The 17,934-nt window shown below is 58.5% G+C and carries 19 protein-coding genes and 2 pseudogenes; 9 read left to right on the top strand and 12 right to left on the bottom strand.

What is annotated here, in order from left to right; all coding sequences use genetic code 11:
• Nucleotides 1–6: 6 nt before the first annotated feature.
• The 3 genes from HT585_RS24370 to groES form a co-directional block, all read right to left on the bottom strand.
• On the bottom strand, nucleotides 7–1,713 hold the full coding sequence (locus HT585_RS24370) for an adenylate/guanylate cyclase domain-containing protein (protein WP_176355363.1): 1,707 nt from the start codon (nucleotides 1,711–1,713) through the stop codon (nucleotides 7–9).
• Nucleotides 1,714–2,466: 753 nt separating this feature from the next.
• A complete protein-coding gene (groL, locus tag HT585_RS24365; protein ID WP_176355362.1) occupies nucleotides 2,467–4,095 on the bottom strand; it encodes a chaperonin GroEL in 1,629 nt (542 codons plus the stop codon).
• Nucleotides 4,096–4,152: 57 nt separating this feature from the next.
• On the bottom strand, nucleotides 4,153–4,467 hold the full coding sequence (gene groES / locus HT585_RS24360; protein ID WP_176355361.1) for a co-chaperone GroES: 315 nt from the start codon (nucleotides 4,465–4,467) through the stop codon (nucleotides 4,153–4,155).
• Between the two features lie 277 nt (nucleotides 4,468–4,744).
• On the opposite strand from groES, the gene HT585_RS24355 reads away from it, so the two are divergent.
• On the top strand, nucleotides 4,745–5,017 hold the full coding sequence (locus tag HT585_RS24355) for an usg protein (protein ID WP_176355360.1): 273 nt from the start codon (nucleotides 4,745–4,747) through the stop codon (nucleotides 5,015–5,017).
• A gap of 110 nt (nucleotides 5,018–5,127) precedes the next feature.
• Here the strand turns inward: HT585_RS24355 and HT585_RS24350 are convergent, their stop codons facing one another.
• From HT585_RS24350 to HT585_RS24340, 3 genes are all read right to left on the bottom strand, one after another.
• The gene (locus tag HT585_RS24350; RefSeq protein WP_176355359.1) at nucleotides 5,128–5,427 is read right to left on the bottom strand and encodes a DUF982 domain-containing protein; all 300 of its coding nucleotides are present in this window, start codon (nucleotides 5,425–5,427) and stop codon (nucleotides 5,128–5,130) included.
• 80 nt (nucleotides 5,428–5,507) lie between these two features.
• Complete coding sequence (locus HT585_RS24345; protein WP_176355453.1) at nucleotides 5,508–5,984, bottom strand: Hsp20 family protein; 477 nt, start codon at nucleotides 5,982–5,984, stop codon at nucleotides 5,508–5,510.
• Nucleotides 5,985–6,302: 318 nt separating this feature from the next.
• Entirely contained in the window at nucleotides 6,303–6,605 is a 303-nt protein-coding gene (locus tag HT585_RS24340; protein WP_176355358.1) for a DUF982 domain-containing protein, read from the bottom strand.
• Nucleotides 6,606–6,768: 163 nt separating this feature from the next.
• On the opposite strand from HT585_RS24340, the gene HT585_RS24335 reads away from it, so the two are divergent.
• The gene (locus HT585_RS24335) at nucleotides 6,769–7,014 is read left to right on the top strand and encodes a hypothetical protein (RefSeq protein WP_176355357.1); all 246 of its coding nucleotides are present in this window, start codon (nucleotides 6,769–6,771) and stop codon (nucleotides 7,012–7,014) included.
• A 278-nt stretch (nucleotides 7,015–7,292) separates the two neighbouring features.
• On the opposite strand, the gene HT585_RS24330 is transcribed toward HT585_RS24335, so the two are convergent.
• Nucleotides 7,293–8,012, bottom strand: a complete 720-nt coding sequence (locus tag HT585_RS24330; protein WP_176355356.1) for a TetR/AcrR family transcriptional regulator — start codon at nucleotides 8,010–8,012, stop codon at nucleotides 7,293–7,295.
• A gap of 186 nt (nucleotides 8,013–8,198) precedes the next feature.
• Here HT585_RS24330 and HT585_RS24325 point away from each other — a divergent pair, with 186 nt between their 5' ends.
• The 6 genes from HT585_RS24325 (at nucleotide 8,199) to HT585_RS24300 (ending at nucleotide 15,931) form a co-directional block, all read left to right on the top strand.
• Nucleotides 8,199–9,266, top strand: coding sequence for an efflux RND transporter periplasmic adaptor subunit (locus HT585_RS24325; RefSeq protein ID WP_176355355.1), 1,068 nt, complete (start codon nucleotides 8,199–8,201; stop codon nucleotides 9,264–9,266).
• Entirely contained in the window at nucleotides 9,263–10,363 is a 1,101-nt protein-coding gene (locus tag HT585_RS24320; RefSeq protein WP_425513781.1) for an efflux RND transporter periplasmic adaptor subunit, read from the top strand. The genes HT585_RS24325 and HT585_RS24320 overlap by 4 nt, the downstream gene beginning before the upstream one ends.
• Nucleotides 10,360–13,410: an efflux RND transporter permease subunit gene (locus HT585_RS24315; RefSeq protein WP_176355354.1), complete on the top strand. Its 3,051-nt coding sequence runs from the start codon at nucleotides 10,360–10,362 to the stop codon at nucleotides 13,408–13,410. The genes HT585_RS24320 and HT585_RS24315 overlap by 4 nt, the downstream gene beginning before the upstream one ends.
• 1 nt (nucleotide 13,411) lies before the next feature.
• The gene (locus HT585_RS24310; protein ID WP_176355451.1) at nucleotides 13,412–14,710 is read left to right on the top strand and encodes an alpha/beta hydrolase; all 1,299 of its coding nucleotides are present in this window, start codon (nucleotides 13,412–13,414) and stop codon (nucleotides 14,708–14,710) included.
• A gap of 582 nt (nucleotides 14,711–15,292) precedes the next feature.
• Nucleotides 15,293–15,502 (top strand): cold-shock protein, encoded by a 210-nt coding sequence (locus HT585_RS24305; protein WP_027687039.1) that lies wholly within the window; start codon nucleotides 15,293–15,295, stop codon nucleotides 15,500–15,502.
• Nucleotides 15,503–15,655: 153 nt separating this feature from the next.
• Nucleotides 15,656–15,931 (top strand): hypothetical protein, encoded by a 276-nt coding sequence (locus tag HT585_RS24300; protein WP_176355353.1) that lies wholly within the window; start codon nucleotides 15,656–15,658, stop codon nucleotides 15,929–15,931.
• Nucleotides 15,932–16,016: 85 nt separating this feature from the next.
• Here HT585_RS24300 and HT585_RS24295 read toward each other — a convergent pair whose 3' ends face one another.
• From HT585_RS24295 to vapB, 5 genes and pseudogenes are all read right to left on the bottom strand, one after another.
• Nucleotides 16,017–16,274 carry a hypothetical protein gene (locus HT585_RS24295; RefSeq protein WP_176355352.1) on the bottom strand — a complete coding sequence of 86 codons (258 nt, stop codon included), beginning with the start codon at nucleotides 16,272–16,274 and terminating at the stop codon, nucleotides 16,017–16,019.
• 106 nt (nucleotides 16,275–16,380) lie between these two features.
• A pseudogene (locus HT585_RS24290) lies at nucleotides 16,381–16,725 on the bottom strand (transposase); the annotation flags it as partial.
• Nucleotides 16,726–16,843: 118 nt separating this feature from the next.
• Nucleotides 16,844–16,936: pseudogene (locus tag HT585_RS24285) on the bottom strand (DDE-type integrase/transposase/recombinase); the annotation flags it as partial.
• An 83-nt stretch (nucleotides 16,937–17,019) separates the two neighbouring features.
• Nucleotides 17,020–17,421: a type II toxin-antitoxin system tRNA(fMet)-specific endonuclease VapC gene (gene vapC, locus HT585_RS24280; protein WP_176355351.1), complete on the bottom strand. Its 402-nt coding sequence runs from the start codon at nucleotides 17,419–17,421 to the stop codon at nucleotides 17,020–17,022.
• Nucleotides 17,421–17,651: a type II toxin-antitoxin system VapB family antitoxin gene (gene vapB / locus HT585_RS24275; RefSeq protein WP_176355350.1), complete on the bottom strand. Its 231-nt coding sequence runs from the start codon at nucleotides 17,649–17,651 to the stop codon at nucleotides 17,421–17,423. The genes vapC and vapB overlap by 1 nt, the downstream gene beginning before the upstream one ends.
• Between vapB and HT585_RS24270 the strand changes: the two genes are divergently transcribed.
• The gene (locus HT585_RS24270; RefSeq protein ID WP_176355349.1) at nucleotides 17,650–17,925 is read left to right on the top strand and encodes a hypothetical protein; all 276 of its coding nucleotides are present in this window, start codon (nucleotides 17,650–17,652) and stop codon (nucleotides 17,923–17,925) included. The two genes, vapB and HT585_RS24270, sit on opposite strands and share 2 nt — an antisense overlap.
• Nucleotides 17,926–17,934 lie beyond the last annotated feature (9 nt).

The following is a 17,934-nucleotide window of genomic DNA, read 5'->3' as shown; positions in this document are numbered from 1 at the left end:
CCGCTGTCACATCTCCGGCAGGCCAGCCTTTCGGAAGCCGTCGACAAAGTGGTCTCGTACAGATGCATCGCGCAGCGGCTGGGAGCTGAGCCAATGGCCGATCGTGAAATGAGGGTGGGCGATCAGGAACAATTCTGCTTCTCGCCGCGCCTCCTCACGGTGGCCCAACTGCGCAAGCGTGGCAGCCAGAAATTTGCGTGAGTTGGTACGATACGTGTCTTTCCTGCGGAGTGTAGCGGTTGCCGCCTCATAGTCACGCGCGGCGTATTGCGCCTGGCCAAGATGACAAAGATACCAGCAGGCTGGATATGGATTGAGCCTAAGAGCTTTCTCGATCTGCGCCAGACCGTCGGCAACCCTGCCGTCCAGCACGGACATGTCCGACATAGCGGCCCAGGTGTCGGCGTGGTTGGGGTCCAGCTCCAGGGCCTTGGCGAAGGCGGCCTCCGATTCCTCCCATCGCCGCTCATAAGCTAAAATGGTCCCAAGAACGTAACGGCAGCCGGCATCGTTGGGATCCAGGTCGACCGCCTTCTGCGCGAACGTCGCCGCCATCCGACGGTTAGGATCTTCGGGCTCGCCGAAATGAGTCCAGGCAAGCCAACGGTTATAGGCGAGCAGACCGACCGCCTCGGCATAGGATGGCTCGAGCTCAACCGCGCGCTGGAGCAGCATATAGGCCTCACGCTCCGTTTGCGGCGACTCTTCCGTCAGGAGGCGGGCGCGCACACACAGATCGTACGCCTCAAAGTTCTTCGGCCGATTGCGCTGAGTCGGGATGGTCAGCCGGCCGACGAGGGCTTCAACAATCTTGGCGTTCACTTCATCCTGTAATTCGAAAACATCTTCCACCGTCCTGTCAAACCGGTCGGCCCACAAGTGCTGGCCGCCAAGCGCGTCGATCAATTGGGCATTGATGCGGACACGGCCCATTGCGCGCCTGGCGCTCCCCTCGAGGACGTAGCGGACGCCGAGTTCCTGGGCGACCAGCCGTACGTCGACCGCCTTGCCCTTGTAGCCGTAGACGGAATTGCGCGCGATGACGAACAGGCCAGCCGTACGGGAAAGGTCGGTGATCAGGTCTTCGGTCAAGCCATCGACGAAAGGCGCGTCCGCTTCATCCCCACTCATATTCGTGAACGGCAATACAGCGATCGAGGGACATTCGGGCAGGGGCAATATGCTCTGCAGTGCATCCGGCCAATGCCACACGTGGACCGGTCGAGTCAGGTTTTTCAGGTAGCGTTCGCCTGCATCAAAGAACCGCTCGCCGATCTTGCCGACGATCTCGCCGTGAACTTTGGCTGAAATGCAGATACCTCCCGGCGCGGCCTGCGTCTCAAGGCGCGCCGCGACATTGACTCCGTCGCCGAGAACGTCTGAACCGTCGTCAATGACATCTCCCAGATTGACGCCTACACGCAAAAGCAGCCGCCGGTCTTCGGAAGCCTCAATAGCAGTGGTGGCCCGTTGCATTTCCAACGCTGCTACGACCGCGTCCACCGCGCTACCGAATTCGATTAGGAATCCGTCGCCCATGGCCTTGAAAATGCGACCGTTGTGGCGCATCACAGCCGGCTCGATAACGCCAGAACGGAGTTCCCTGAGGTTCGACAGCGTAGCGACTTCATCAGCCTCCATCAGGCGTGAATATCCCACCACATCGGCAACGACGATGGCGGCAAGGCGACGCTGAAGAGATTGATCCGTCATGTGAGGACAAGCCTAACGACCGAGCCCACAAATTATTGTTCAACCGCGAGTGAGTCAACAAGTGGTAAGAGGTAATGTCCAGGCGACCACCACCTCCATCTCCATAGAGCCGTCATCGTTCTTTGTGACCGACGGCGTCGAAGTGGACGGTTCTTGAACGTCTGGTGATGGACAGCAAGCGGGAGGGCTTTCGGCGGAAGTGCCCAGCTCTGTTCGCGAAATGGCGTTCCGGGGAGACCCGAACTCCAAATGCGCTAAGTCTGCATTTCCGACCAACTCTCCTGATGCGGCCAGTCTCCTTCCCGCCCAATTGAGACGCTTAGGTCGCACTGACCAAGTACCCGCTCCTGACGCTCCTCGGGCGATCAGATCACTCGACGACAGCAAGCCGGCAGCACGGATGTCTCCTATCCCTCACCTTGAAAGGAACCGAACCATCGTTGCCTCTAGGAAACTGTCGAGCTTGTGAACCAGCTACTCGGTAAATGAGCGCACCAAGTGTCGGCAGCGTCGGTGTCAGGACTTGTTCGCGCGCGGCTTGACCGGCAAAAAGGGTCGCGCGCCAAGAGGTTTAGCATAGCGCCGGCCAAGCCACCGCCAAATGAGCGAAGAATTGTCGCCGGTCGGATGCAGGTTTTTCAGCAAGCCGCATGATGATCAACGCATTGCCAGCACCATCAGGGAAACGACGGCGGCGAGCTACCCGTCGGGGGGCTCGCCCTCCCAGGCGAGCCCCGCTTCTTTGTCACGGTCTTAGAAATCCATGCCGGCGCCGGCTGGAAGCGCTGACGCCTTCTCCTGCTTCGGCTTTTCTGCAATCATCGCTTCCGTGGTGATCAGAAGGCCCGCCACGGAGGCTGCGTCCTGGAGAGCCGTCCTTACAACCTTTGCCGGGTCGATTACCCCCATTGCGAACAGATCGCCATATTCTCCGGTCTGCGCGTTCCAGCCGAACTGCAGATCAGACTTTTCCCGAAGTTTGCCAACCACGATGGACCCTTCGGCCCCCGCATTTTCAGCGATCTGGCGAACCGGGGCCTCGACCGCGCGCCGAACAATATCGATCCCGACACGCTGCTCGTCGTTGGCGAAGGCAAGATTGTCGAGGGCCTTGGTGGCGCGAAGCAGCGCCACGCCGCCGCCAGGCAGGATGCCTTCCTCGACGGCAGCACGGGTTGCGTGCAATGCGTCGTCGACGCGATCCTTCTTCTCCTTGACTTCGATTTCCGTCGACCCGCCGACCCGGATGACGGCCACGCCGCCGGCGAGCTTGGCCAGGCGTTCCTGCAACTTCTCGCGATCGTAGTCCGAACTGGTCTCTTCGACCTGCGCTCGGATCTGGGCCACGCGGCCATCAATTTCCGCCTTTGAGCCGACGCCGTCGATGATCGTGGTATTTTCCTTTTCGATCACCACCTTCTTCGCACGACCAAGCATGTTGAGGGTGACGTTTTCCAGCTTGATGCCGACATCCTCGGAAACGACCGTGCCGCCGGACAGGACGGCGATGTCTTCGAGCATCGCCTTGCGCCGGTCGCCGAAACCGGGGGCCTTGACCGCTGCGATCTTGAGGCCTCCGCGCAGCTTGTTGACGACGAGGGTTGCCAGTGCCTCGCCTTCGACGTCTTCTGCGATGATCACAAGCGGCTTGCCGGACTGCACCACTGCTTCGAGAACCGGCAGCATGGCCTGCAGGTTGGACAGCTTCTTTTCGTGGATGAGGATATAGGGATCTTCAAGCTCGACCCGCATCTTGTCCTGATTGGTCACGAAATAGGGGCTGAGATAACCCCGGTCGAACTGCATGCCTTCGACCACCTCAAGCTCGGTTTCAGCCGTCTTGGCTTCCTCGACGGTGATTACCCCTTCATTGCCGACCTTCTCCATCGCTTGGGCGAGATATTGGCCGATCTCCTCGTCGCCGTTGGCCGAGATGGTTCCGACCTGGGCGATTTCCGAATTGTTCGAAATCTTGCGGGCGTTGGCTTTCAACTCCTTCACGACGGCGTCAACGGCAAGATCGATGCCACGCTTCAGATCCATCGGGTTCAGCCCGGATGCGACAGCTTTTGCCCCCTCCTTGACGATTGCCTGGGCGAGAACGGTTGCGGTGGTTGTGCCATCACCGGCAAGATCGTTGGTCTTCGAGGCGACCTCGCGCAACATCTGCGCGCCCATGTTCTCGAACTTGTCTTCCAGCTCGATTTCCTTGGCAACCGAGACACCGTCCTTGGTGATCCGCGGGGACCCAAAAGATTTTTCGATCACGACGTTGCGGCCCTTTGGGCCGAGCGTGACCTTTACGGCGTTTGCCAAAACATCGACCCCACGCAGCATGCGTTCACGGGCATCGACATTGAATTTGACGTCTTTCGCAGCCATGTGTTCACTCCTTCAATAGGCAGCTAGATTTGACTGATGGGTTGTAGCGCCGGCCGATCAGGCGGCTTTCTTCTGTGCCGCCTCGACTTCGATGACACCGAGAACGTCGCTTTCCTTCATGATCAGCAGGTCTTCGCCGTTGATCTTGATTTCCGTGCCCGACCATTTGCCGAATAGGATACGGTCGCCGGCCTTGACATCGAGCGGCTGCACCTGGCCAGCCTCGTTTCGAACGCCGGAACCAACGGCGATGACCTCGCCTTCCTGCGGCTTTTCCTTGGCGGTATCGGGGATGATGATGCCGCCTTTCGTCTTTTCCTCGGACTCGATGCGGCGCACGAGAATGCGATCGTGAAGCGGTCGGAACGTCATGTTTTCCTCCATGGACAAACGATGATGATCAATAGTTCCCTTTCCGGGCCGGGAGACCAATCCGGAACGGGTGCCGGACCCATGAGGCATCCGGCGGCGATCGATTTAATTTTGCGGAATTCCGGTTTCAAGGGTCTCGGGCAAAAAAATAGCAGTCAAACTTCTTTGCTGCCAACCGACTGTTCCGGAACAGCAATTCGTCCCAACAACCGATTTTTGATTGCACAGCGAGTGCACCTTTGGCAGCATTGTCCGGTTCTTTGGATGGAGATGGAGCATGAAGTTTTCATCAGACCTGGAGCAACAACTCCATGGATATGGCCTGACCACAGCACATATTCTCTACCGCATTCCCGATTTCGAATCCGTGCTGCAGAGCTGTGTCTGGCAGCACTATGACGTTGCGCCAGAGTTTCCGGAGATGAGGAGATTTCTCAATTTCTGGCAGCAGACGCTCGATGGCCCACTCCATTCCATACGCTATACGCACAGACGGCTGATAGGCCCGAACGAATGGCGTCAGATCGATGGGGAGTTCGATCTGCACTAACGAAGTGTCTCGTGGCAGACATTTAGGTCATCACGCTGCAGGGCATCCTCGACGCCCTGCAGTATCATTGATCCAAGCGCCGCTGTTCCAACGCTTAGACGTTCTCGGAGCTATAGCATTTGCTGGTTGCTGCCGCGCGTGTTGCGCCCCGCGACGGCGATGTCGACTGTTGGGGCGATCAAATCATGTTTTTCCGCGAAGGCAACAAAAACGCCTCGGGCGGTCTCCGCCTCAATTTCGCCCCTCAGTGCGGCTCGGCATGCTTTCAATGCGAATGCGCGGGCTGGATCATGAGGGGAAGCTGGCCAGTCCATCAGAAGCCGGTAAGCATGCATCACCGTGCGGACTTCCGTCGGGATACCGAGGCCCGAAAGAATGGTTACGGGTGCTTCGAAAATATCGGGTTTCATCGTGTTCTCCTTTCGTAAGCCCGATCGTTGAGCGGAAAGAATGGGCGCCGACAACGGCGCCCACGCATGCACTGATCATCTCAGGCGGCCGTTCGGCTGCCGATCTTTGGAGCGTTCTGCGTCTCCGCGAGAGTTGCGTTCGTCTGGATGTCGATTTTCCGCGGCTTCATTGCCTCGGGGATTTCCCGGACCAGATCAATGGACAGCAACCCGTTAGTCAGATCAGCGCCCGAAACCCTGACGTGGTCAGCCAGCTCGAAGCGGTGTTCGAAGGGACGGCCCGCGATCCCACGATGCAGATAGCCTTCGCCCTGAGGTTCGCCCTTGTTGCCGGCAATCGTCAACAGGTTGGATTGAAATGTGAGGTTGAGATCATCCTGCGAGAAACCGGCGACCGCGATCGTGATGCGGTAGGTATCGTCACCCGTCTTGACAATATCGTAGGGTGGCCAGTCGCTGACGGTGCGGGCACGCTGCGCATTTTCCAGAAGATTGAATACGCGATCGAAGCCAACACTCGAGCGGAAGAGTGGTGCGTAGTCATAAGATGTTGCCATAGCCATATCCTCCTTGAAGCAACATGGATACGGGGGCGCCAGACGCCCCAGCACTTGCTGGCGCTTAGAGCCACCAGCGATATTGAGTTGGTTTTTATCGCCTGCAGTTTCAAGATTCTGGCTGCAAAAAATGCAGGCTTTCAAAGGCCCTTTGACAAGTCTCGGACAGCCAACGGCATGAACTGGGAATCCTTTGGAGATGACACCAAGCCTCGTATCCTCGGTCATCGACCGGGGACGCTATCGCACACTGTGTGGGTGGCTCGCACATTCCGAAAGCTGATTGGGACACACATAGTGCCCCAATCGCAGCGCTTTTCAGGCGACTGATCGCTGTCCGCCGGAGCCGGGGCGAGCGAAATTAGCTTCTGCCGCAGTCGCAGACATGCCAGCGTCAAGACAGGCGTCAACAAACGCCTCTCGAGCGATCGCAACCGGCGTTACCCGGTTCAGGGCGCGACGACAGGTTTGAACCGCACGATTGTGCTTTCTGCCGCGCAGCATAGACCAATCCGCTTCGAGGAAATCGAGCGCGTCGTTGACTGTTGAGAAAATGTGCTCGGTTCCGTCTTTCAAACGGAGTGAGACGGGCGACATCCAAATCATTTCCGGATTGAACATGGCATCCTCCTTTCGCACACACACCCGGATGAAAAAGAAGCATTAAAGATGTTGGCGCGAGCTGCATCGATGTCAAGAGCAGAATCCCATCGTTTTGCGTGGAAGAATTGGCATCTTGTCGAACGATTTCATCGCACTATCCTGTAGCAAGGAGGAGAGATCGATGCCGAAGATAACCCCGCCCAAGCTTCCTGCATGTCATCCGGACCGTGGCTCGCAGTGCCAGAAGGCACTTGAGACAGAATTCCAATTGCTGGCCTGTCGGGCCGAGGCAGCGGGTTGGTCACCTGAAGAGGTTGCAGCAGCTCTCATCGACCTCGCCGACAATCATTTCCTGTCTATGGACTCGGGTGAGGAAATGTTTGAGCTCGGCGCCGGCGTCGTCTTGATCGCCCGGAAGCGTCAATAGAGGCATGTCGCTGAAGACGTTGTGTCTTGCTCGGAAGCTGCAAAGCCGATGCCGACATTTCACCGGCACCTGACCCCACCCCCGCATCGTGTTTCCATTCACTGGTGATCGCCTTGTCGCCCAGATGGCCGGACGAAATCACACTGTCACGTCAGACGTCCGCAAGCTCCCATCAGAGCAAAGACAAATAGCGTTCAAGGGCCTCGGCGGGTGCGGGGCGCGTCCCATGTAGAGGGCGGCGCGCACGTGGCTTGAATGGCCACAACACGTGGAGCCCTTCAAGATGTTCGGAGATTGACAGTCTCGACCATTGAATCGGCAGGCGGAGGACCGATCCACACGCCTGGCGGCAACGAAGGGATACTATTCGCCAATCCATCGAGCATGCCTTGCAGGACGCTCTCGCTCAGGTCGTCCGTCTTTTCGCTTGGGCCGACCAGGCGGTCTACCAGCAGCAAAGTCAGACCATGCATCTGCGACCAGAAAATTAGAATGGCACCATCAATCTGATGTGTGTTTGCCGCGGAATTCGGAATGAGGCGCCCGAGTGCGCCATCACGTATTGCGCCCACCAGCAGCGCTTTCATGTTCTCAGCCGCGGTTCTTTCTATCGTAGGACGCCCATTATCCTGCCCCGAAAGATAACCGCCGAACATCAATCGGTAGAGCGCAGGATTGTTGACGCCGCCGCGAACATAAGCGCGCGCCATGGCTGCCAGCCGCTCACGCGGACTGTCATGTTCCTTCGTCGCATCGGCCATCTGCCTCGCAAGAAGCTCGAACCCAACGGCCGAGACGGCCGCTAGCAAATCACGCTTGTCGGCGAAGTGTTTGTACGGGGCGTTGTGACTGACGCCTGCTCGACGGGCGAGCTCCCGAAGCGAGAACTCTGTGCTTTGAGATTCGCTGAGGACATCGAGTGCGGCACCTACGATCGCCCTGTGCAGGTCACCATGATGGTAGGGGCGCGGATCTGCGCTGGTGGTGGCTTTGGTCATGCTGGTCCATCTAGGCCCTTATGTTGCGCTCGTCAACTTTTCTGCTGGAGCAATGTTGACGTCGTCTACTTTAGTCCTTAAGTGGACGCCGTCAACATCAGGCCATCGCCCTTAGAACCATCAGATTCGAAGTCCGCAGGCGAACCCGCCGGCTTTCTGATGGTTGCCAACGGCAACGGAGAAAAAATGAAGTCACTTCAAATTCTGGGAATTGGTCTCGCCTGCGCCTGCCTCGCCGCCTGCGACGACAAGACTGCAGCCACGTCGCCCGCGCCGCAACAGGTGCGGGTTATCGCGGCCGCCTCGGTTCAATATCAGCCGGGTGCGGAAATTACCGGTGAGGTGAAGGCGCGGAACCAGACCGACCTCTCATTTCGCGTGAGCGGCAGGGTGATCGACAGGCAGGTTGATGTGGGTGCGCACGTTCGCGCCGGCCAGCTCCTGGCGCGCATCAACGATACCGAGCAGCAGGCAGATGTCAGCGTTGCAAGAGCTGCACTGGCGTCGGCGCAGGCGGTGGTCAAACAGAAAACGCTGGCATTCGAGCGATCAAGGGCCCTCGTGCAATCGCAGGTCATTTCGCAGGAGACTTTTGACGAGGCTCGTAAAGACCTGACGAGTGCCCAAGCCAACTTGGAAGCTGCTGCGGCTGCGCTGGCCACAGCGGAAGATGCACTGTCCCATACGGAGTTGAAGGCTGAAGCCGACGGGATCATCACCGCCCGCAGCTTAGAAGTGGGGCAGGTTGTCTCGGCAGCGCAGTCAGTCCTCACGCTCGCTCATGACGGCCCGAGAGATGTGGTGTTCGATGTCTTCGAGGCTTTCTTTCTGGATGGCCCGCCGTTGTCGGATGTCGCGGTGGCACCGGTTGGGGATCGGGCACTCGAAGTGCACGCGAACATCCGGGAACTCTCCCCAGTGATTGACCCCAAAGGCGGTACAATCAGGATCAAGGTGAGACTCCAGGAAAACTCTTACTGGCCCCTTGGCACACCGGTGGTCGGCATACTCCGCTCCGCACCACGCGAAGGAATCGTGCTGCCCTACACCGCGATTGCCTCCGCCAAGGGCGAACCCGCGGTTTGGCTGATCAACGACGAAAATCTCTCCGTTACCCTTCGGAAAGTTGCGGTCAGCCGCTACCGCAAAAGCGACTTCGTCGTGACCGGCGGCATCGCCCCGGACGACCTGATTGTTACGGAGGGCGGAAAGTTCCTCAAGGAAGGCCAGGCAGTAGCTTGGGAAGGCAAATGACAATGATCCCCAGTCGCCGATACACCACTCTTCCTCTTTTTCTGTCGATCTCGCTCATTGCCGGCTGCGAGCAGAACTCGACCTCTGGGGAAGAGACGAGCCCCCGTCCCGTCAAATCCTTAATTGCCCGAAGTGAGCAGGAAGCTGTCGAGCGCTTGCCCGGCATAGTGCGGGCCCGCATCGAGACCGACCTAGCGTTCCGAACATTGGGACGAATCGTATCCCGCAATGTCGACGTCGGCGACCTCGTGCGGAAAGGTGATGTCGTGGCGGAAATCGATCCGCTCAGTCTGCGGCTCTCAGTCAGGAGTGCAGATGCAAACTTGCGCGATGCCCAGGCGCACCTGACGAACGCCGTTTTGACAGAAGGGCGTAAACGAACGCTCGCCCACAAGAACGCCTCAAGCATTGCCGATCACGAACTTGCCGAACAACAATTGAAGTCGGCCGAGGCCAACGTCGCAAGAGAGACCGCCAGCCTCGCCAAGGCACAAGAGCAGCTTGGCTACGCGACACTGAGGGCGGAATTCGACGGTGTCGTCACGGCCACATACGCAGAACCGGGCCAGACGGTCTCGACGGGCCAACCGGTCTTGAAACTGGCGCGTCTCGAACAGCGCGATGTGGTCGTTGATGTTCCCGAAGCGCTGCTTTCATCCGGACACCTGGGCGACAGCGTCGATGTCGCACTTCAACTGGACCGTACGGCGCAAACTGTTGGTGTCGTTCGCGAAATCGCGCCTCAGGCCGATCCCACGACCCGCACCCACCGGGTCAAACTCGCGATCGATCAGGCACCTGAGGTTTTCCGTCTCGGTGCGGTGGTCACTGTCAAGCCGTTGGCTGAAGGAAACGGATCAATCACCCTGCCAAGCACCGCCATCAGAGACAAAAATGGCGTCGATCACGTCTGGGTCGTGGATCAATCAACGAGCACGGTCACGCCAAGACCGGTTGAGCTCGCCAACCGCACCGCTGAGTTCCGCTTCGTTCGTATTCTGTCCGGGCTACGGGATGGAGAAGAAGTCGTCGTCGCCGGCGTCAACCAACTTGCCGATGGACAGAAGGTGAAACGCGTACAGGAGCGCCACCCGTGACAAAATTCAATCTTTCTGACTGGGCGCTCGAGCATCGTTCTCTGGTCTGGTATTTCATGATCATCTTCGTCGTGGCGGGCGCCTATGCGTATATGGCTCTCGGCCGCGAAGAAGATCCATCCTTCACCATCAAGACGATGGTCATCCAGGCCCAGTGGCCCGGCGCCTCCGCCCAGGAAGTAACGCAGCAGGTGACCGACCGCATCGAAAAGAAACTGCAGGAACTCGACAATCTCGAACATACCCGCAGCATCTCCACCGCCGGCCAAACGATCGTTTTCGTCGATCTGCTGCCGAAGACGAATGCGCGGGATGTGAAGCCCACCTGGGCACGGGTGCGCAACCTTATTGACGATATTACGCACGAATTTCCGCAGGGCGTTATCGGGCCGTTCTTTGACGATCAGTTCGGTGATGTCTACGGCAACATCTATGCCTTTACGGCCGACGGGCTAAGCTTCAGGGAACTGCGCGATTTCGCTGAGGACGCGCGCACGCAGATCCTCGGGATTCCGGATGTGGGCAAGGTTGACATCGTCGGAGCGCAGGAAGAGGTCATCTATCTCGAATTCTCGACCCGCAAGATCGCCGCCCTTGGCATCAATCGCGCCGACATCATTTCCACGTTGCAGGCGCAGAACGCCGTCACCCAATCCGGTTTCGTCCAGACTGGACCGGAACGCATCGCCTTGCGCGTCGGCGGACGTTTCATCTCCGAAGACACATTGCGCGGCATCAATCTCAGGGTAAACGACCGCTTCTTCCCGTTGACCGACGTCGCCAACATTACGCGCGGCTATGTCGACCCGCCACACTCGCTCTTCCGCTTCAATGGCAAGCCTGCAATTGGGCTCGCGATCGGTATGAAGACGGGCGGCAACGTGCTTGCCTTCGGGGAAGCGCTCGAAAAGACGATGGTGAGGATCATTCAGGATCTTCCGGTCGGCGTCTCCGTCGAACAGGTCTCGGACCAACCAGAAGTCGTGCACGAGGCTGTGGGGGGCTTCACCAAAGCCCTGTTCGAGGCCGTCGCAATCGTACTCGCGATCAGTTTCATCAGCCTCGGGGTCAGGGCTGGCCTGGTTGTCTCGATCGCCATCCCGCTGGTCCTGGCCATCACATTCTTGGTCATGCAGTATTCGGGCATTTCGCTGCAACGCATCTCGCTCGGAGCCCTCATCATCGCCCTCGGCTTGCTCGTCGATGACGCCATGATCGCCGTCGAGATGATGGTGTCGCGGCTCGAGATGGGTGACAGTCTCAGGAAGGCCGCCACCCATGTCTACACGTCCACCGCCTTCCCGATGCTGACCGGCACGCTCGTGACGGTCGCGGGCTTCATCCCGGTCGCGTTCAACAAGAGCAGCGCCGGCGAGTTCACGTTCACACTCTTCGTCGTCATCGCCGTTTCGCTCATCGTATCCTGGATCGTCGCGGTGTTGTTCACCCCGCTCATCGGCGTAACCATCCTGCCAAAGACGATGAAGAAGCATGCCGAACACAAGGGCTGGTTCGCGAAGGCATTTTCGGAGCTGCTTCAGTTCTGCCTGCGCTGGCGCTGGATGACGATCGTTGCGACGGTCCTGATGTTCGCGGGATCGGTCGCCGGCCTGACAATGGTGCAACAGCAGTTCTTCCCGAGTTCCGACCGGCCGGAACTCATCATCGACTGGAACCTGCCGCAGAACAGCTCAATTGCCGAAACGAGCCGCCAGATGGGGCAGTTTGAACGTGAGATGCTGGCCGGCAACCCAGAGGTCGAGCACTGGTCGACCTATGTCGGACGGGGCGCGCCGCGCTTCATCCTTTCCTTTGACGTACAGCCGGCTGACGTTGCCTTCGGCCAAACCGTCGTCGTCACCAAGGGCCTCCAGCATCGCGACAAGCTGAAGCGGGAAGTGGAAGCTTACCTTCACAAGACGTTCCCGGGAACCGATGCCTATGTGAAGCTTCTGGAAATCGGGCCGCCGGTCGGAAAGCCAGTTCAGTACCGCGTGTCGGGGGAGGATCTGCAGACAGTGCGCGAATTGGCGCAGAAACTGGGGTCTGTAGTAGGCACCCATCCTTCCATCAGGAACCTTGCCTTCGACTGGAATGAACCAGCTCGCGTCGTCAAGGTCGATGTGCTGCAGGACAAGGCGCGCCAGCTCGGCGTCTCGTCGCAGGATATCGCGATGGCACTCAACACCGTCGTGCAAGGTAGCGCTGCTACCCAAGTGAGGGACGATATCTACCTGGTCGATGTCGTCGGCCGCGCCTCGGAAATGGAGCGCCGTTCGATCGACACTCTGCTCGACCTGCAACTGCAGAGCAGCAGCGGCCACTCCGTCCCGCTATCATCGGTCGCAACCTTCCGCTATGAGCTCGAACAGCCGACGATCTGGCGCCGCGATCGGGTCTCGACCATCACGATCAAAGCCGGAATTGCCGACGCCACTCAGCCTGCGACAATTGCGAAGGCACTCGCCGACAAGGTTGCGGCCTTCGAAAAGACGCTGCCGGTCGGATACACCGTCCAGATTGGAGGAGCGGTCGAGGAAAGTGCCAAGTCCCAGGGTCCGATCGCAAGCGTTGCACCGGCCATGCTGCTCATCATGGCGACGCTGCTGATGATCCAGCTTCAGAGCTTCCACAGATTGTTCCTGGTCTTCTCGGTTGCCCCGTTGGCGCTAATCGGTGTCGTGGTGGCGCTGCTTGCCAGCAACACCCCGCTCGGCTTCGTCGCGCTCCTTGGCGTGTTGGCCCTCGTGGGCATCCTCATCCGAAACTCCGTGATTCTTATCGTGGAGATCGAGGTCCTGCGGGCGAAGGGGGTGCCGCCTTGGCAGGCTGTCGTCGAGGCAACCGAACATCGCATGCGGCCGATCTTGCTTACTGCCGCGGCCGCGACCCTCGCCCTTATCCCGATCTCGCACGAGATCTTTTGGGGTCCGATGGCCTACGCGATGATGGGTGGCATTGTCGTGGGAACGGCGCTGACCCTTCTGTTCCTGCCGGCGCTCTATGTCGCCTGGTTCCGGATTCCCTGTGAAATCGAGCAACACTGATATGACAATTTCCAGGCGCTCTTTCCCCGGGCGAAACGGCGCCCGGGGAGCGCAACGGACTGCGCGACCGTACCGGATCTCTGCAACATATGCGTTCCCACGGCGGGCGCTTGCGTTCCTGCTGGTGCTATCTATCCTCGCACCCGGCTGCGCCACTCGGGTGGAGAATGTCCTTCAGCCTCCTGAGGTGACCGCCCGCGACGCCAGCAGAGTGAACATGCTGGTTGCTACGACACGCAAGCCTTCGGGAAGCCCCGGCAAACTCTATACCGGCGAGCGCGGGACGGCGATCTCGCTCAACAGCGTCGCCGTCTCCATTCCACCGGATCGGAATCGCAAGATCGGCGAGGTGCAGTGGCCATCTCGCGTGCCGCCGAATCCGGAAAAAGAATTCGCGGTACTCGAGGTAACCAAAGCCGACACCGAACGTCAGGCGCTCGAATGGTTTCGGAAAAATCGAAACGCCAAGCGTCAGGTGCTCATCTTTGTACACGGCTTCAACAACACATATGCCGATGCGGTCTTCCGCCTGGCACAGATCGTTCACGACGCTGGAACGGATGCGGCGCCGATCCTCTTCACCTGGCCGTCGCGAGGCCGCGCGTTCGACTACCTCTATGACAGGGAGAGCGCCAACTATTCGCGTCGCGCCTTGGAAGATCTGATCCTTCAGGTCGCAAAAAGCCCTGATGTGCAGGACGTGACGATTCTCGCTCATTCCATGGGAGGTTGGCTCGCAGCAGAGGCGCTCCGGGGCGTCGCGATGCGCGAAAAGTCAATCCCGGTGAAGGTCAGAAACGTCATTCTGGCATCACCGGACATCGACATCGACGTGTTTCGTCGTCAGTTCGTCGAGATGGGGCCAAAGCGACCGCACTTTGCGATCTTGACGTCCACACGCGACAAGGCGCTCGAGGTGTCTGGCTGGCTGTCGGGCGGCGTGGACCGTGTCGGCGGATCCGATCTCAGACCCTATGCCTCCGTGCTTGAAGAACTAGGCGTTTCGGTCATCGACACGAGTACCGTCGCGACCAAAGATCCGCTCGGTCACAATACGTTCGCCGACAGCCCTGAAATCGTGGCCATGCTTGGACGTCGGCTAGCCGGTCAGACGCTGGCGAGTGGAGAGGCGACATTCGCGGATCGCGTAGGGGTCGCGGCCGCAAATTTGGCTGGATCGGCAGCGCGCGTGGCCGTCGCGGCGCCGGCCTCCGTCATCAGCGGCGAGGCTCGCGAAGTCTTGAAGCGCGAGCTTACCCCATCAACCGGCCAGATGGTGAACGGACAGATCATGTACTGAGTTCAGACCCACTTGGCAGCCGGCAGCCCCCCACGTTTGCGTGGCCGCGCTCCCGATCACCTCGACCTCTCAACGGCGCTACATGCATGCGTGCCTCAAGTGCGCAGGCCGATCGCGACCTCAAGCCCAGAAGCTACACATTCGAGCGATACCTATAGGCTCGGTGCACGGCGACAAGCCGAACCGCGCCCGTCTTTCGCTTACAACGCAATGCTGCCGCGTCCGGACGTCTGTTGTGCAAGGGAATCGGAGGTGTTGTCGCCAAATTTTACAGGCGTAAGATGATGCGGACGGCGAGGTAGAGAGACCCAACTGCCAGCGGGCCGACCGATGGTGCGTCGGCCTCCCCCGCTGCGGCCCGCACCTTCCGGCGCATCGAGATGTCATCGACTGGGGGAAAACTAAAAGTTGACGAACAGATCAGTTGTCTCTATCAGTGATTTACCGATATTTGCTTGCTGAGCTTTGGTTACCGCGCATTTAGCAACCGCGCCCTGAACGAACCTTCCTTTCAAAAATCGCTATCATCATCCGCAGCGCTTCCGCGCGGCGGTCATTCAATATGCTATGAAAGGGTTCATCATGACCACTGGCACAGTTAAATGGTTTAATTCCACCAAGGGCTTCGGCTTCATTCAGCCTGACAACGGCGGCGCTGACGCCTTCGTTCACATCTCCGCCGTCGAGCGTGCTGGCATGCGCGAAATCGTCGAAGGCCAGAAGATCGGTTTTGACCTCGAGCGCGACAACAAGTCGGGCAAGATGTCTGCCTGCAACCTGCAGGCCGTATAATCGGTAACTGCTTTCCTTTGACCACGGATGTACTGGCACTGTCGAAAGCAAATTACCAATCGAGGTCAGGCAAATTGCCTGGCCTTTTTTTGTGCCTGTTTGCCCAACAGCACGCGCTGGCTGGCGATACGGCCGTTGTGACAGGAGGGTTCAATGACGAACCAAGCCAACGAACTTCAGGCAATCAACACAGCATGGCAGATCGCCATTCAGGAAATCCTGAGGATGGTTGTTCGAGACCTCTATAAATCTGGAGATGAGGCTTCCTTCAATGCGCATATCAAACGCATCGAAGAGGCAGCAGTCGACAGCATATACACGGGGCTTATGCTGCGCGGGACCGATGAATGGACCGAGGTTCTTGTCAAGGAAAAGGCCAGCAACTTCGTGACGACGCTTTTGACGTCATTCACCTACGATAAGGCCTGATTGATTTCCCCTGCCCTTCCAGCCCCTGTCTGATGGCGCGCGGCAAACCAAAGCGCTATTTTGAAGGGCAAGGGCGGCATATTCTTTAATATCTATCATAAAAAACCTCAAAATCAGAAGGAACCAAGCCTGTGCCCGGGAAGATGGCAAAATCTATCCGGCGCTCGTCCCATAGCCATCCGAGCCCGGCCGTCACGTCTTTCGCAAGGTCGGCGTCAGTAGTGCTCAACTTAGCACTTGAGAAGCGTAACTTCTTGCCAGCGATGTTGACTGCCTCAGTGAGGCTGACCCAGGTGACTGAACGAGGGTTTTCTTCATCTGCCAGAAAAACGATTTGCGGCAACTGAGTTGCCGAAAGCTCCCTGGAACCACCAACGGATCCCAGCCGCCTTCGAAGTTAGCTCGACTGCTGGCAGATTGCGCCTCGTAAGCTATGCCGAACACTCCAGGACTGAAATCGGATGACGCTCCAGCCGCATTCGGCCGGCGATCTGCTGCGGCGACCAGCCATGCATGATCCGCTCGATCACTGAGCGGCGCACATGCGCAAACCGAGCAAGCTTGCGCAACTTGGCTCTGCGCTCAAGTGCCATCTCATTGGCGGTGACACAGTAGTAGCCGCTGAGCTCCGGCGTTTGCGCATCTTGGAAAGCATTGCGGCTGAGCTCACGGAAAATCGTCGAGCAATGCCGCCCAAGCTTCTCGGCGATCACCGTGGCGCTCAGGCCGGCCGCTCGCCACTTAGCGATCCTGCGACGTTCATCCATATCGATTTGGGAGTAGGTCCGTCTCATGAGACATTCCTTGCGAGTGACAACCCATTGGTATCTATCGCAAGTCGCACTTCATCCTTGAACCCACCACCGGGCCATAGCTTCGGATGCACTTCGGCGGAGTGCGAAACAGTTGACGACCGTCCTGTTCAACGGCACGCCAAAGCCAATGCTTGCGACCGGCGATGGAAATCACAACCTCGTCCAGATGCCAGATATCCTTTCGCGACGGCTTCTTTCTGCGCAACCGCTTCGCGTAAGCCGCGCAGTCAGCCAGCGTAACCGGCAACCTTGAACGAACTTGACTCACCTGACCTAAGAGGTCCAATCCTCCACGCGCAGGCCGGGTACGCGATCGAATTCGCGGCGATTGTTTGTTACGACTATGAGACCTCGGGAGCGCGCGTGCCCGGCTATCAACTGATCATATGGACCAATCGGCGTACCACTCCGAGCGAGTTCGGCGCGCAACTGCCCTGTATGACTTGCGGCTACCTCGTCATAGTGGAGTATCTCAAGGCGTGCGGCAAAACCCTCTATGACAGAAAGATTCCTTTCAGGCATTGCGGATTTTTCTGCGCCATAGATAAGCTCCATCAAGCTGATCGAACTCATGCACAGTTGACCATGATGGCGGTTGAACGCGTCGCGAACCTGTTGGGGACGGTTCTTCACCGTGAATATACAGATGTTCGTGTCGAGCATATATTTCAGCACTATAGAGCCTCGCGCTCCTGCAAAGCCGGCTGATCTCGCTCTGTCATGAAATCGGTTGATACAGCCTCGCCATCGAACCAACTATCCCAAGCCTCACCGGCAGGCGTTATGATCCGCGTGCGGCCGACCGCAACGATATCGACGCGCTTCACGTCTTCAGGTAGCGCTACGGCCTTTGGAAGCCTGACCGCCTGACTCCGATTGCTTTGAAACACTGATCCTTGTTCCATGATCGACACCTTTTTTGGATATGCCTCAGGTATATCCATATCGGCCCTGCGTTGGGATATGTCAATGGGATATACCGCACCAGTACAAGCTAAGCCTGCTGGTACTTCACGATTAACGCCGCAGTTCGCTGCGAACGGGACCGGGCATTTCCTGATCGACGAGGCTGAATTCGTCGATCAGCGCAATATTGGCGAAGCCGGCGGCGGCGCAGATCGCAGGGCACCGGCCTCGCATCCACAAGACTGCGTGTCATCTGCCGTTAATCCGCCTTGAAAAGAGAGC

This window comes from Ensifer oleiphilus, from assembly GCF_013371465.1.
Lineage (GTDB): Bacteria > Pseudomonadota > Alphaproteobacteria > Rhizobiales > Rhizobiaceae > Ensifer > Ensifer oleiphilus.
This window is presented reverse-complemented; position numbering and strand designations above follow the sequence as displayed.

What these genes read in the sequence shown, in the direction of transcription:
- HT585_RS24345 (WP_176355453.1), bottom strand. Translation starts at nt 5,984, where the DNA reads ATGGCAACATCTTATGACTACGCACCACTCTTCCGCTCGAGTGTTGGC.
- HT585_RS24320 (WP_425513781.1), top strand. Translation starts at nt 9,263, where the DNA reads ATGACAATGATCCCCAGTCGCCGATACACCACTCTTCCTCTTTTTCTG.
- HT585_RS24330 (WP_176355356.1), bottom strand. Translation starts at nt 8,012, where the DNA reads ATGACCAAAGCCACCACCAGCGCAGATCCGCGCCCCTACCATCATGGT.
- HT585_RS24350 (WP_176355359.1), bottom strand. Translation starts at nt 5,427, where the DNA reads ATGAAACCCGATATTTTCGAAGCACCCGTAACCATTCTTTCGGGCCTC.
- HT585_RS24300 (WP_176355353.1), top strand. Translation starts at nt 15,656, where the DNA reads ATGACGAACCAAGCCAACGAACTTCAGGCAATCAACACAGCATGGCAG.
- HT585_RS24370 (WP_176355363.1), bottom strand. Translation starts at nt 1,713, where the DNA reads ATGACGGATCAATCTCTTCAGCGTCGCCTTGCCGCCATCGTCGTTGCC.
- HT585_RS24325 (WP_176355355.1), top strand. Translation starts at nt 8,199, where the DNA reads ATGAAGTCACTTCAAATTCTGGGAATTGGTCTCGCCTGCGCCTGCCTC.
- HT585_RS24355 (WP_176355360.1), top strand. Translation starts at nt 4,745, where the DNA reads ATGAAGTTTTCATCAGACCTGGAGCAACAACTCCATGGATATGGCCTG.
- HT585_RS24335 (WP_176355357.1), top strand. Translation starts at nt 6,769, where the DNA reads ATGCCGAAGATAACCCCGCCCAAGCTTCCTGCATGTCATCCGGACCGT.
- HT585_RS24310 (WP_176355451.1), top strand. Translation starts at nt 13,412, where the DNA reads ATGACAATTTCCAGGCGCTCTTTCCCCGGGCGAAACGGCGCCCGGGGA.
- HT585_RS24340 (WP_176355358.1), bottom strand. Translation starts at nt 6,605, where the DNA reads ATGTTCAATCCGGAAATGATTTGGATGTCGCCCGTCTCACTCCGTTTG.
- HT585_RS24305 (WP_027687039.1), top strand. Translation starts at nt 15,293, where the DNA reads ATGACCACTGGCACAGTTAAATGGTTTAATTCCACCAAGGGCTTCGGC.
- groL (WP_176355362.1), bottom strand. Translation starts at nt 4,095, where the DNA reads ATGGCTGCGAAAGACGTCAAATTCAATGTCGATGCCCGTGAACGCATG.
- vapB (WP_176355350.1), bottom strand. Translation starts at nt 17,651, where the DNA reads ATGGAACAAGGATCAGTGTTTCAAAGCAATCGGAGTCAGGCGGTCAGG.
- groES (WP_176355361.1), bottom strand. Translation starts at nt 4,467, where the DNA reads ATGACGTTCCGACCGCTTCACGATCGCATTCTCGTGCGCCGCATCGAG.
- HT585_RS24270 (WP_176355349.1), top strand. Translation starts at nt 17,650, where the DNA reads ATGATCGACACCTTTTTTGGATATGCCTCAGGTATATCCATATCGGCC.